Source organism: Thermoplasmata archaeon (genome assembly GCA_038851035.1).
Lineage (GTDB): Archaea > Thermoplasmatota > DTKX01 > VGTL01 > VGTL01 > JAWCLH01.
Map to the genome: position 1 here is coordinate 170,481 of JAWCLH010000001.1, position 13,739 is coordinate 184,219.

The 13,739-nt window shown below is 60.5% G+C and carries 6 protein-coding genes; all 6 read right to left on the reverse strand.

What is annotated here, in order from left to right; translation table 11 throughout:
* Window position 1 precedes the first annotated feature (1 nt).
* The 6 genes from QW379_00580 to QW379_00605 all read right to left on the reverse strand — a co-directional run bounded on the left by QW379_00580 (window position 2) and on the right by QW379_00605 (window position 13,627).
* Window positions 2-7,153 (reverse strand): hypothetical protein, encoded by a 7,152-nt coding sequence (locus QW379_00580; protein MEM2868905.1) that lies wholly within the window; start codon window positions 7,151-7,153, stop codon window positions 2-4.
* A 262-nt stretch (window positions 7,154-7,415) separates the two neighbouring features.
* Window positions 7,416-9,836, reverse strand: a complete 2,421-nt coding sequence (locus QW379_00585) for an SMC family ATPase (GenBank protein MEM2868906.1) — start codon at window positions 9,834-9,836, stop codon at window positions 7,416-7,418.
* 164 nt (window positions 9,837-10,000) lie between these two features.
* Entirely contained in the window at window positions 10,001-11,557 is a 1,557-nt protein-coding gene (locus tag QW379_00590; protein MEM2868907.1) for a metallophosphoesterase, read from the reverse strand.
* Between the two features lie 354 nt (window positions 11,558-11,911).
* On the reverse strand, window positions 11,912-12,034 hold the full coding sequence (locus QW379_00595; GenBank protein MEM2868908.1) for a hypothetical protein: 123 nt from the start codon (window positions 12,032-12,034) through the stop codon (window positions 11,912-11,914).
* A gap of 488 nt (window positions 12,035-12,522) precedes the next feature.
* The gene (locus QW379_00600; GenBank protein ID MEM2868909.1) at window positions 12,523-12,921 is read right to left on the reverse strand and encodes a hypothetical protein; all 399 of its coding nucleotides are present in this window, start codon (window positions 12,919-12,921) and stop codon (window positions 12,523-12,525) included.
* 307 nt (window positions 12,922-13,228) lie between these two features.
* The gene (locus QW379_00605) at window positions 13,229-13,627 is read right to left on the reverse strand and encodes a hypothetical protein (protein MEM2868910.1); all 399 of its coding nucleotides are present in this window, start codon (window positions 13,625-13,627) and stop codon (window positions 13,229-13,231) included.
* Between the last annotated feature and the right edge of the window lie 112 nt (window positions 13,628-13,739).

Here is a 13,739-nt window from a genome sequence, read left to right on the forward strand (position 1 = left end):
CTCAGGCACCCCCCGTCTGCCGTCTGTGAATTCTCAGACCGATTGTGAGCAAAAGCGTGGTCAGAGGTATCATTATGCCAAGCGCCGCAAGCAGGCCGCTGGCCGTCCAGACCCAGCTCGTCTCCTCAGAGATTCCCGCAGGCTTCTCGACGACCTTCAGTTTCACGGTCCGGGTCACTTGGTTCCCCGCCCCGTCCATCGCGGTCACCGTCACGGTATTCCCGCCCTTCCTCATCGTCTGGACGGTCGAGAATTTCCCTTCAGCATCCACAAGCACCGGGACGCCGTTGACGGTCACCCTCGCGCCTGGCTCTGTTATGCCGCTGACCGTGACCGAGAGCTCGCTCGTCCTGAAGCCCTCCACGGGCTCGATGAGCTCGAGCGGGGGCGCCAGAGTGTCGACCAACACCCGTAGCTCCAAAGCGACGGTGTTGCCCGCGGCGTCGCTGCCCTCGACACGAATCACATTTGGACCGTCGGGGAGCTCCAGCTCGGATGTAAAGGTGCCGCCCGAGGTGTCCACCGCGGCACCGTTAAGGGCAAGTCTCATTCCGGCCTCGCAGGTGCCCCTGACCGTCACGCGGTGGCTCGGAATCAGCTGGCCTTCGTAGGGCTCCAGAATTATGACGAGCGGTCTTGTGGTGTCGAGCGTTATTATTCGAACCAGCTTTATTGTGTTGCCCGCCCTGTCGACGCCATCGAACAATAGCTCGTTCACACCTTCCTGCAGCGTGCAGGTCAGGGAGAAGGAGCCGTCGGGGCCGATGGTGACGAGGCCGCCGTTCATCCTGAGCGACACATCCGTGTCCGTCGTCCCTTGAACGAGCAGGGTTATCTGGTTGGTAATGCTGTTGTTCTCGGGCGACGTCACGGTCAGGCGAATCTCGTTATCCAGCACCACCGTTCTCTTGATGATAGCGCGGTTCCCGACCCCGTCGCTCGAGACGACGGTGATCAGGTTGGGGCCTGGGGAAAGCCCGAGCTCGAACGAGAAGCTCCCGTCGGCTTCCAGCTCCCTCCGGACGTCGTTGACCATGAGGGAGGCGCCCGGCTCGGTCCTCCCGCTGACCAGAACCGAGGCCACCCGGGTCAGGAGGCCGTCCGGGGGGCTGGTGAGTCTCAGAACGGGAGGAGTTATGTCCAGATTGAGGACCCAGGAGGTGGAGTTGGTGTTGCCCGAGCGGTCCTTCGCGAAGAGGAAGTAGACGTTCCTCCCCTCCACCAGCCTGAGCGGGAAGGAGAAGCTCCCGTCCGCCCCGACGCTTGCGGGGAGGTAGTTGATGGTCAGGGTCGAGCCCGGCTCCACCCTACCGACCAGATTCACCGCGATTGAATTACCCCAGCTGTCGCAGGCGGGAGACTCAACGACGATGAAGGGCGGAGTCAGGTCTATGGTCACCCGGACCGATGCCGAGGCCTCGTTGCCGGCGATGTCCGTGACTTTGGCGGTGATGCTCCAGACGCCCTCGGGGACGTTCTCCATAATGTACAGCCAGCTCCCGGCGGGCAGGAGCTCGACCCAGCTGACGCCGTCGTAGCTGAGGCTCAGTTTCTCCATTCCGGAGCCGATGTCGGAGGCGATGCCGACGAGGGTGACTGTGGTGAAGTTCTGGAAGGTGTCGTCGGCGGGCTCGAGTATCACCACCACGGGCAGGCTGTCGTCAACTATCACAACGGTGGCCTCCATCGTCCTGTCCACGACCACCTTCGTCTCGCCAGTGAAGCCCGCCTTGCTCGCGGTGAGGGTGTAGGGGGTGTAGTAGCGGGTCGCGAGCCTGGTCTGGGTGTACTCCACTACGGAGAACGGCGGCACCAGCCCGCTCTCGGTGCAGACGGTCCTGAGGACTTCTGTGCCGAAATTGTCCTTCGCGATCACATCGGCGGAGGGGACGGGCCGTCCGTTCTGCCACGTGACCTTTATGCCGAGCCACCAGTTGATGATCACAGTGCTCTTGTCGTCGAAGTAGGTCACGCGGGCCTTGTTAAATGTGGAGTTGAGGGACCACACCGTCGAGACCCCCGAGAGCTGGAGGTCTGCGGTTGTCGCCTGAATCGAGCTGTCTATGAGGCTCACCCAGGACTCGTCGCTGACGTTGGCTCCGTACGCGCAGGAGGTTATCGTGCATCCCTTCAGGGTTCCATTCCCAGAGCTTTCCGCGAGGAACCCGTAGGTGCAGTCCGTTATTTTGGAGGTCACCATGGGCCGGGAGAAATAGGTCGAGTAGATTGCCGCGTACAGGTGGCTGAAGCTGCAGTCCGTGATCTCGGGCCAGGAGACCATGTCGCAGTGGATGCCATAAGCCCTCCCGTTCCCGTTGCCAGCGACCGTGATGTTCTGAATTCTGCCTGCCGACCTCTCTAGTTTTACTCCAGTAAGGGCCATATCCGAGCCCGCGGGGGCGTTCAGAAATACCTTCATGTCGCTGATTGTGATCCCCTTGACCCCGACCAAAAGCACTCCCGAGCATGGGAGGGTAGAGGGCTTCTCGAGGGTTAGGTTGAACTCCGAGTTGGAGAGGCTCAGGCTCTGAACCACGCCGGACTTCGTCAGGCCAAGGAGGCTGAGCTTACACTCCTCACGGGTAGCCGTCATCGAGAACTTGGAGCCGTGGACGACAAGCTCGCCGAGGCTTGGTTCGGTGCCGCTGGTCGATTCGAAAGTGATGAAGGACTGGGTCGTGCCAGGGGCGTTGATTTTAAAGTCGACGCGTGAGTTGATGAACGCGATCCGGCCCATCGGGCCGTCCTGATATATAAGGAACTGGGTCAGGGGCTCGTTGTCGTAGGTGATGTTGAGGGTGGTGTTGTTGAACTCAAGGACCTCGGTGCCGGGATAGGTCCTTATGAAGGAGAACGTGAGCGGGAAGGTGCCGGTGCCGCCGCCGTAATAGAAGTTGAAGACCGAGTCGTTGAGATAGAGCTGGGCCCCGGCCGCGAGGTAGCTCAGCCTCATTGATTTCAGGCCGTTCATGTTCCTGCACTCGAAGAAGCACTTGGAGACTATAAAGGTGGAGCTGCTGAACCCTCCCGTGTCGCCTCCGAGGAGCATGGGCCCGGACTGAATTCCTGCGGGGCTGTAGTCCCAGACCCGCACATTGCAGTTCTCCATGACGAAGGGCGTCCTGTCCGGGGAGCGGCCCGTGTAGTAGAACAGGTCGGAGTGCGTGAGGGTGCTCAGGATGTAGGTGTAGTTCAGGAAGAAGTTGCAGTTCTTGACCAGGCCTCCGTACGAGCTGGTGGCATAGATGATTGTTACGTCGCGATAAGTGGTCATGTCAATTGTGGTGTTGTCCATGTACAGCTGGGTCGAGCTGACGTATATCGGCCTCAGGTTGGCGTTGTTGTAGTCCTTGTTGGAGAAGAAGAGGGTGGCGTTTGTAATGTTCACATAGTCGGTCGTGGCGCCTGTGCCGCTGGCGTAGACACCGTAGATGGTTCCTCCGAGCTCCACCGGCAGACTGAGCTTCATGTTGCGCAAATCGACTTGTTTGCAGCTGCTGGTACAGATAATGTAGACTGTCGAGCTCGCGGGCAGCTTCCAGTTTTCCATTATTATGTCGATCGAGTTGAAGTCGAGGGTGAGGCTGGTCAGGCTCGAGGCGTAAATCGCATAAAATTGATTGCCCGTGAAGTTCAAAGCGTATATCTTGAAATTGGAGGCGTAGAGATTGGAGTAGCTGGCCAGATATATTCCGTAGTAGATGTAGAATATGTTGTAGGTTGATGTCACGTCGTTGACACCGCAGTCAATGTAGCTAAGGTTCACATTCTTGAGATAGAGATCGCGGTAGTAATAAGCGTAAATTGGATAATAAAGATAGAAGTAGGAGTAGGCGTACGAGGTGGTGTAGTACGAACAGGCTTTGAGGTTCCTGAAAGTGATGTTCGTGTTGTTGAAGTGGGTCTGGCCGTTGTAGTAGTGATAGCCGAGGGGATAGTAGAAGTAGATATACGCCGTAGAATAGGTCGTGCCCTGATACGCGCGGCAGTACATGTTGTAAAAGTTGAGAGACGAGTTGTCAAAGCTCATGTGCGAGTAGTAGGTGTAGTAGAGGTTGTAGATGTACATGTAAGCATAGCAATATTGCGAGGCGGCGTAGGCGATGTTGTTTATTTCCCGGATTGTGAAGTTAAGATTATTGAACGCTGTGTGGCTGTAGTAATAGAGATAGTAGAAGGAATAAATGTAAAGATATGAATATGTGTAATATGATGATGCATAGGCTCTATTGTTTACCTTTTCTATCAGGATAGTTAAATTATTGTACAGGGCATTGCTGTAGTAGTACTGATAGTAAATCGGACCGTAGAAATAGAGGTATGAGTAGGCGTAGTAGGACGTGGAGGCGTAGGATGTGCTGTTGAGGTTGCTGACCCTTATGGTCATCTTCTCGACCGTTATCGGAGTGTAGTAATACGGATAGATACCGTAGAAGTACAGGCGGGAGTAGATATAGTATGTCCTCGCTATTGCCTGAACATTTATATTATTGATATTGATATCTGTGTCGTTCAGAATAATAGGGGAATAATAATAGGGATACAGCAGATAGAAATAGAAATAGGCGTAGCCATAGGAGCTGCCCGAAGTCCCCGCCGTGGCGTTGCAGTAGAAGTTCTGGATGTCCATCTTTGTGTAGTTCATCGAAGATGGGCAATAATAATAAAGGTAAACAGGATACATATACAGATATGCATATCCATAATAAGTGGTGGTGGTCAGGTTGCAGAAAATATCTGCGATAAAGATATCGTTGTAATTTATTCTCGAAAACTCATATGCATAATAGGGATAGAGCCCGTACACATACACATACGAATAGGAAGGATACGAGCCCCCCGCCTGGTATGTCTGAGCGGTGATGTTCACGAACCTGATGTATGTGTAGTTCGTGAAGAGCGGGCTGTACTGCTGCGGGTAGACGCCGTAGAAGTAGACGTATGTGTAGCCGTAATAGAGGGTGGAGTAGGTGTAGGCGCGGACGTTCGTGAAGTTCATCCAGGTGTAGTCCATCGAGACCGGGCTGTAGTAGTAGGAGTAGACGCCGTAGATGTATATCCGCCCGCCGTATGAGTAGACCGTGGAGGTCTGAGTGGCGATGGAATCGATGCGCGTGGCGTCAATGGTGGTGTACCTCATCACCGTAGGGACGTAGTAGTAGCTGTAGACGCAGTATATGTAAACGATTGAGTAGCCCTGCTGGGTGATCGACTTTATGTCCCTGAGATAGAAGTTGGTGAAGTTCATCTTTACCTCGCTGTAGAGGTAGTAGGGATAAATCAGATAGAGGTAGTTATAGGAGTAGTAGCTGGCGCCGCCCCGGGCCGAGCTCATGAAATCGGCGACTGTGATTGTGGTGTTGTCCAGCGTCATCGGGCTGTAGTTGTCCGTCCGAATTCCGTAGACGTAGAAGTTGGTGTTGTAAGTTGTAATCGTTGTGGTGTTGATGAAGCGAATCGTGAGCGTCGTGTACTGGAGCCTCACCGGGGAGTATGAGGTCCCCAAGATGCCGTAGAAGTTGAAGTTGCTCGTCGAGGAGGAGGGGTTCGAGACATTGGTGTCGATTAGGTTGAGCGTGGTGTAGCTGAGCGTTAGGGGGGAGTAGGAGGTGCCGTATATCCCGTATATATTTAGGGTGGCGGAGTAGGCCGCCTGGGCCTTTGCGTCGCAGGAGGTGAAGTTGAGCGTGAGGTAGTTTGAGGTCACGGGGGATGTTGAGCCCGCGTAGACGCCGTAGATTGTCCGTGTTAGGGCGGCCGAGCTCGTGAGCACATCGAAGTTGATGAAGTCGATGGAGGTGCGGTTGATGAACACTGGGCTGTTGCCGGTCGCGTATATACCGTAGCTATCGTAGGTGCAGTCTTGGAGGACGATGATCGAATCGTCCACGCTCACAGGGGAGGAGGAGGCGTATATCACGTATCCACCCACGTACCTGTTGTTAAAGAGGCAGCTGCTGACCTTCACCTCCGTCGACACTGCGTAGATGTTGTAGCGGATGTACGTTGACCCCGAGAGCTGGAAGTCGAATGTGCAGCCATAGAATGTGAGCTTCGAAGAGCTTGCGTAGACGGCGTAGTGGTTGTACTGGTTGTAGTTGTTGCTGAAGCGAACTCCCTCGAAGCTAAGGGTCGAGCTGGTAGCATAGACCCCGTAGGCCGTCACGCTCGCCCGCGCGTATGTGTAGATGCTCCCGCCGGTGATTTTCGGGGGCGAGGAGGACTCGGCGTAGATTCCGTACTGCCCGTAGTATAAAGAGTTGTCCTTCATGGTGGGTCTGGAGGAGGAGAGGTAAATCTGGTAGCCATAGGAGGAGCCGGTGGTGGAGAATCCGTTTCCGGAGAAGGTGTTGCCCAAAATCACATCATTAATGCCCTGTGAATCGCTCCTGAGACCATAGCCATAATACATAGAGCTTGTTGTATAATAATTGTTGCTAATCGTGTTGTATTGTATAAGCGAGCTGGTTGTCCCATCGCTGATCGCATAGATGCCGTAGGCGTACTTCTCGTTGCCCCCGAACCCGTTATTATATATATTGTTGTACTGTATCGTTGGTGAGCATCTGTTAATATAAATGCCGCCGGTCTTGCCGTAGGCGATGTAGCTGTTCTCGATTTTGGCCGAGGAGGTCGAGTGGAGCTGGATGCCCCCCACCCACGAGGATGTGTCGCCCCACATATCGTAGACCTCGCTCTCGTTGATGTGCAGGGTACCGTAGACCGTGAATTTGTAGTCGTAGGAGTCGTAGGAGGCGAGGAGGCTCTGGTAGAACAGGAGCTTCCCGCCGGAGGCCACGTTCAGGGTGTACTGGCCATCGGAGCTTTGGTCTATGAAAATCTTAGAATTGTAGACGGTCAGGCTGCTCAAGATGTCGATTTTTCCCGTGACCACCAACGACTCCCCCGCCACAATCGTGGGGTCGTCTATAATCCAGTCGCCGGAGCCGGAGTAGGCGTCGCCGGACTGCCAGGCCGAGGCGTCCGGCGCGGACGCGATGAGCAGGCACGCGAGCGCCGCGAGGAACATTCCCAGCAGCCCCAGTCTGAGTGGGTCGGCGGAGGCCGGCGGGGCATGGGTCCGTGCATCCGCGTTGGAGGAATCGGTCAGAAATCCAATCACTATATCTGCGCGCGGACAACGGGCGGTCATCCATTCACCGACGCTTCGTAATTAATATCGATATTTAATCATGTTGGTATATCAATCTAAAAGCTAAAAAACAGTTTAAAAACTGTCATGAGAAGTGCCCCCCGGTGACCCTCCCGGACAGCATCGGCCCAATGGGCACCGCCCGGGTTACATGATCATCGTTGCCCCGGCCGCCCCCGGAGTTACCCTCCGGGCTCCTCGATATGCCCCGCGGCCGGCTCCCCGGAGTGACGGGCCCGCGCGCCGTGGACAGGACCGGGCGCTATCGCCCACCCCCCTCCACCCTCGACTCCCCGTTCTCCTTGACCACGCGGAATATGTGGTCTGCGAAGCCCTCGAGCTCGCGCTCGTGCGAGACGAGAATCAGCTGCCTCGCGCCGAGCTCCCGAAGAACGTCCCTGACCCTCGTGAGCTGCTCGCTGCTGAAGCCGTCGGTCGGCTCATCCAGAATCAAGAGCTCGCCGCTCCCCGCGCCCAGAACCTCGCGGACCATATGGTTGAGAGCGAGCCTGTAGGCTAGAGCCACGGAGTTCTTCTCGCCGCCGGAAAGGGAGCGGATGTCCAGCTCGTAGCCGGCCTGGGTCGCGACTGGCGTGAAGCTCTCGTCTATCGAGACGTCGAGCTCGGTCCCCTCGGCGAGCATCCCGAACCACTTCCTGAAGTGTCTCTCGAAATCGGCGTTGATGCCAGCGAGAATGTGTACTTCAATCGACTCTAAAGCGGGGCAGAAGCACTCATTGAGCCATCTCGCGGCCTCCCTCAGGCGCTCCAGCTCGCGCGCCCTCGCCTCCCTCTCCGCCAGCTTCCTCGAGCCCCGTTCCAGCTCCGCCCTCGCCTCTTCCAGAGCCCTCTTTCTCTCCGACGCGGTCGCCCTGAGGGAGCCCAAGCGGCCCAGCGCCTCCTCCCTTCTGGCCCTGACCTCCCGGTGCAGCTCCTCGCTGTAGCGCGCCCTCAGCCCTTCCAGCTCCTGCCGGACCCTCCCGAGCTCCTCCAGAGCGCTCCCGAGCTCCCTCTTCTTCGTCTCGAAAACCGCCTCCCTGAGCGAGAGCTCCGCAACCCTCCCCTCGAGCACCGAGAGCTCCCTCCTCAGGGCCTGCCAGCGAGGCCTCATCGCCCGGAGGCCCTCCGCCTCGGCCTCCAGCCTCGCCACGTCCTCCCCACCTTCCAGCGCCCGAACTCTCTCGGCGAGCTCCTCCCTCTCGGCCACGAGCCTCTTCCTCTCCGCGATGGTCCTCCCGAGCTCCCTGAGCGCCTCCTCGACCCCCCTGAGCTCCCGAAACCTCTCCTCGAGCTCCCGGAGCCTCTCCCTGCACGCGCGCAGCCTCTCCTCCCTTCTCTCCAGTCTAGCAGCGAGCGCCATCCTCTCCTCAGCGAGCTCCTTGCTCCTCCCCTCGAGCTCGCCCAAAAGGGCCTTGAGGTGCTCTGGGGAGAGCTCCTGACCGCACCTGGGGCACCTGCCCCTGCCCTCCAGCTCCCCCAGCGAGCGCCTCTCCTCCCCGAGCTCCCGGAGCTTTTCATCGAGCACGCGAATTCTCTGCTGAATTCTCGCCTGCTCTGTCGTGTGGCCCTCGAGGCTGCTCTCAACCGAAGGCATCTGAGCCACCTCGGCCCGCAGCGCCTCCGCCCTCTCCTCGAGCCCCCGGCGCCTCCCCTCCTCGCCCTCCAGCGCGGCGATTCTCTCCTCACAACTCCTGAGCCTCTCCCGGAGGCGCGCGAGCTCCGCCTCGGCCCTCCGCGCCTCCCTCAGCCGGGCCTCGAGCTCCTCCAGCCTCCGCTCCAGCTCTGCGGCCCTCTCGGCCTCCGGCCTGAGCTCCCCGAGCCTCCGGGCCCCCTCGCGCATCGCCTCGAGTTCCGCCGACGCCTGTGAGAGCCACGCCTGAAGCTGGCCGACCCTCTCCCCTAGCCTCCCGGCGCTGGCCTCGAGCTCGTCCCTCCTCGCCCTGAGCCTCTCGAGTCCCTCGAGCTCGCTGTCGAGCGACCGGAGCTCGTCGGCGGCCATGGCAATTCGGCGGCCAAGCTCCTCGAGCTCTGCCGAGCTCCTCCTGACCGCCTCCTCCCTGGCGGAGAGCTCAATCCTGAGCCCCTCCAGCTCCCCCCTCACGGCCTCGAGCTCGCCGGACCTGATTCTGAGCTCACTCGCGGCCGCCCTCGCCCTCTCCCGAGCGACCCTATACTCCTCGACCCTGAAGGCCCTCCTAATGGTCTGGAGCCGCTCGTCCTTTTTCATCTCCAGAATTCTCTTCATCTCCTCCTGAGGCGTGAAGACCGCGTAGCGGTAGATCACAGACTTCGCCTTCGACGACGGTGGCTCGTTGAACCCCAGGAGCCTCAGAACCTCCGCCTTCATCTCTTCAGCGCTGTAGTCCGTCCACGCGCCGTCCGAGCGAATTCGGCACTCGACAGTGCCCCCTCCCGAGCCAGAGCGCCTGAACCTCCTGTAGAAAGTGTACTCCCTCCCCCCCAGCTCGAGCTCGAGCCTCACCCACCCCTCCCTCTCTGAGCTCCTCAGGTAGAAATCAGTGCTCTCCTCCGCAAGCCCAAATAGCGCTAGCTCGATTGCATAGAGCAGCGTTGACTTGCCCGAGCCTATGTCGCCCTCGAAGAGGACCACGCCCTCCGGGAGCCTGAGCTCCGCCTCCCTGTAGCTCCTGATGTTCCCTAGGGCTATCGACCTGATTATCATCCCGGTATCGCCCCCGCTCTCTCCCGGGCCCCACACTTACCCCCACTGACCGCGCGGGGCCACGCTGCGCCACGACCGCCCGCGCGCTCCCGAGCGAATCCCGGCCCGATTCTCGGCAAGAGCAATTCCCGGGTTCCGCCGATGCTCAACCCCCGCACCTCCCCTCATTCTCCGAGCCTCGTCTGCCTCGTCCTCGCCAGACCCCTCCGGGAGGCCGCGGACGCGCCCGCGGGCGCGGCCCTGGAGGAGCTCGCCGGTCTCCCCTCACCCCTCTCCGCTACCCTTTCCCGCTCCCCGACTCCAGCCCCCACCTCTCCCCGGAGCTCTGGAATAGCGCCCGGAGCTCCGGCCCCAGAAAAGGCCTCAGCGGCCCCGCGGGCCGCGCCGCCCTCCTCACGCCCGAGCGGTCCGAGGAGGACCCTCTCCACGAGCGCCGAGGCCTCCGCCCTCTGCTCCTCCTGCGTCCCGGTCATCTCGCCGCCGAGAGCGCGCAGTAGCTCCCTCGCGCGCACCAGAGCCTCCTCCGGGCGTAGCTCCGGGAGGGAGAAGACCCCGCGCGCCAGATGCTCCCTGAGAATTCTATCCTCTGTCTCGGCCCTCGTGCGGCCCGGCTCGAACCTCGCCCCCGCCTGCTCCCTCGACTCAAGACCGCTCCGGCTAACATAGACGGTGTAGGCCCCGGTCTCCAAAAGCAGGGCGCGCGGGAGCTGCGTGTCCACCTCGGAGGCCTTCCCGGAGGCTAGCTGGCCCGATACCTTGATGAGCACTATCGCCCCCGCGGCGTCCGCCTCCCCAGCCCTCCCCCTGAGTTCTGCGCTCACGTCCTCGGGCCTGCGTCCCGAAGCGTCGGCCTCGATGACCACGATTCTGCGTGAGGGGACCCTCCTGAACTCGAGCCTCGGCGCTCTCCCCCGCTCCAGCTCGACGATGTAGAACCCCCTCTCCTCGCGCGCCTCGAGATCCCTGTAGCCGTCGCCGAAGAGCGGGCCGGGGTAGGCGACCGTCCCGAGACCCGGGAGCTCGGCCCTCACCCTCTTGTGCACGTGGCCCCCGGCGTAGTAGTCGAACCCCGGCGGGAGCAGAGAGGCGGGCATCGATTCGATTTCGGAGAGCTCTCGGGGCTTCAGCTCACTGAGGGCCGCGTGGAAAGCGAAGATTCTCGGGGCCACGCTCCGCGCGCCCCCCTCGGCTCCTCCGCTCCTTCCGCTATCTCCGTCATCTCTGGCGCCATCGCCCCCCCCGCCGCCGTGGAGGCCGAGCGCCTCGGAGGCGTCGAGCCTCTCGTAGTATACCCTATCCAGACCGAGCCTCCTCCCCGGCAGGCCCGCTATGACAGTGCCCGTCCCGGGGTCCACGGTCGGCTCTATGACCACGCCCCCATCCTCCGACGTTCGCGCCCTGGCCACCTTAACAAACACGCCCGCGCTGTGGAGCACATCCACCATCGACCTCTCCGTCGCGCTGAAGTCGTGGCTTCCGTAGACGATGTACACGGGCGTCCCGCCGTCGATGAGCCTGCGGAGCCGGGCCGTGGCCCTCTCGACCACGCCCATGTCGGGAAGGCTGTTGTGGAATAGGTCCCCGCAAATAAGGACGAAGTCCACGCGCTCCCTCTCGCAGATGTCCAGCGCGGACAGGAAGGCCTCCAGATTGGCCTCGCGCAGCGCGGGCTCCCTGAATGCGCCCAGATGAACGTCGGCCATGTGGGCGAAGCGAACCACTCCCTGCCCCTCTGGGCGTATGTAATTCGTGATATAAAGAGTTGGAGGGGGAATGGGTGAAAGAGGCGCGCCGGTCCGGCTCGGCGCCGCTCCCCGCCCCCCTCCGCAGCCGCGCGGGGAGGCGGGATACTGCAGAAAGGCTCCGTATCGCGCAGCGATCACGCCTCTGCGACCCCGCCGCTCCCTCACTGTGGCGAGGATGGGGGGCTCACTGCGCGCGCCCCCAGGACGTCGGGAGGAACCGCCCGGATTTCCATGACGGTGAGCCGCGCGAGCCTCAGCACCGCCGCTCAGTGCGCCCTCGCACTGAACCGCCCACCAGACGCCGGAGCCCCGGCCATCGCACCGGCCCATTCAGACGCCGTCGTCGTCAGTGTCGCGCTTCAGAGCGTCCGTGAATCTGCGCTCCGGACCATTCCAGAGGCCGTCGCCGTCCGTGTCCGCGTTTGTCGGGTCGGAAACGATGCCGCTCAGCATTGAAGAGCCCGTGGGCGTTTTGACCCGAATGGAGTATCCGCAGAGCTCGACGCCGTCGGGGGTTCCGTCACCATCAATTATTTAAAGAGCTCAACAATTGCTCAATCGATTATCTGGGTGGTCCCGCACAACGGTTTGCGTCGCCTAATTTTGTGTCGGTGTTTTGTCCCAGTGGGATATTCCGGACTACCCGTCCATCCAGTGCGTCCTTTTTTGTCTCTGGAGATAGAATCTCCCAGCTCCACCTTTCACCCGCCCTTTTGACCCGAGAGAATATCCATTCGGCTAGAGAGAATTCCAAAATTATGATGGGGCTCTCGTTCTTAGAATATCAGGCGAAGAAATCAATCCTCTGCAACGGCTGGGATGCCCCCACCCCATCCCCGGCCCGAAGGCTGGGTGGTCCAGGACCCGAGAGCACTAAATCTTGCAGAGAATGACCCGCCCATCACATCGCCTGACCCCTTCGATACCTGTTCCCTCATTAATCAGTACTTCCCATCCACCGTCACGCGCCTCCCCCCGGAGAAACCGATGCCCAGCAGCCCCGCCTGAAGGAGGAGGAAGTGGCACCTCCTGAGCTCATCCTCCGCCATCGCCGAGGCCCCGAGGACCATGAAGCAGTGCCTCAAGGCCTCGAGCTTGGGCGTGGTGAACTCGTCCTCCTGAAGGCCGAGCGAGGCGACGCGGAGCATCGAGGCGAGTCTCCTGTGCGGGTCCGACTCCGGCCGCTTCTCGAGCTCGGCGCAGAGGGCCTCCATACTTTGCCTGAAGTCCTCGACGAAGGATGCGCGCAGCCCCGCGTCAAGGATATTCTTCTGGAGAGGGGCGAGCTTCTCTAGCAGGGCATCGGCATGGGCTGCGGCCGGCTTCCTGAACAGGGGCATCGGTCTCTGGCTTAAATTGCCCGGAGGGAAGAAAATGATTTCTGTCCGGGCTGCACCTCACCACCCGCTTCCGTACGGAGGGCTCCTCGTTCTCCATCGAGGAATTTTTTGAGAGAGAGGGACGGGCTTGCCGTCGATGGCTCGCCATCGAAGGAGCTCTAGCGGCCCGGCGCAGCATCCCCGGCGGCGGGCGCCTCGGCCCCTCCGCCCTCCGCCCTCCCGCCACTCTGCCCGGCGCTGCCGGACTGTGCGGCCTCGTCATCCTCCATTCCGGCGCAACGCGCCTGAGCGGATGATGGACGCGCATTCACGGCCTCTCCCGCTCCTCCGACTCACTCCCCCCTGCCTCCACCTCGACGGCCTCGACCTCGATCACCTCGCCCTCCGCCCTCCTCTTTATCAGGCGCATCGTCCGGAAGTTGCCGGCCAGAACGCCGATGCCGAGAAGGGTTAGGATGAGGAGGTTCCACGTGACCCAGAAGTCGCGCTGCCTGAGGCGGAGCCACTCGTAGCCCAGCCCGAGCGCCGCCCCCAGAATCAAAAGGCCGAGAATGAGAACGAGCCACCTTCCGCTCCTCATGTAGCCCTCGGCCCGGCCCTCCCGAATTCTCCTCTCGCCCGGAATCATCAGGACTGCGATGAGGCCGAGGAGAGCGGCCAGAAGGGTCACGATGAAGCGCGTCGCCTCTCCCCAGATGAATGCCATTCGGACCGAGCCGGAGAGCGGCTGACAGGATAATAATTTTGTGGTCCAGTCCCCAGTGGAGAAATAATGAAATACATCCGCGAGCTATCGACGCGAGCGGAGGTCCGCGGGG

What these genes read in the sequence shown, in the direction of transcription:
- QW379_00580 (MEM2868905.1), bottom strand. Translation starts at nt 7,153, where the DNA reads ATGACCGCCCGTTGTCCGCGCGCAGATATAGTGATTGGATTTCTGACC.
- QW379_00585 (MEM2868906.1), bottom strand. Translation starts at nt 9,836, where the DNA reads ATGATAATCAGGTCGATAGCCCTAGGGAACATCAGGAGCTACAGGGAG.
- QW379_00595 (MEM2868908.1), bottom strand. Translation starts at nt 12,034, where the DNA reads ATGCTGAGCGGCATCGTTTCCGACCCGACAAACGCGGACACGGACGGC.
- QW379_00600 (MEM2868909.1), bottom strand. Translation starts at nt 12,921, where the DNA reads ATGCCCCTGTTCAGGAAGCCGGCCGCAGCCCATGCCGATGCCCTGCTA.
- QW379_00605 (MEM2868910.1), bottom strand. Translation starts at nt 13,627, where the DNA reads ATGGCATTCATCTGGGGAGAGGCGACGCGCTTCATCGTGACCCTTCTG.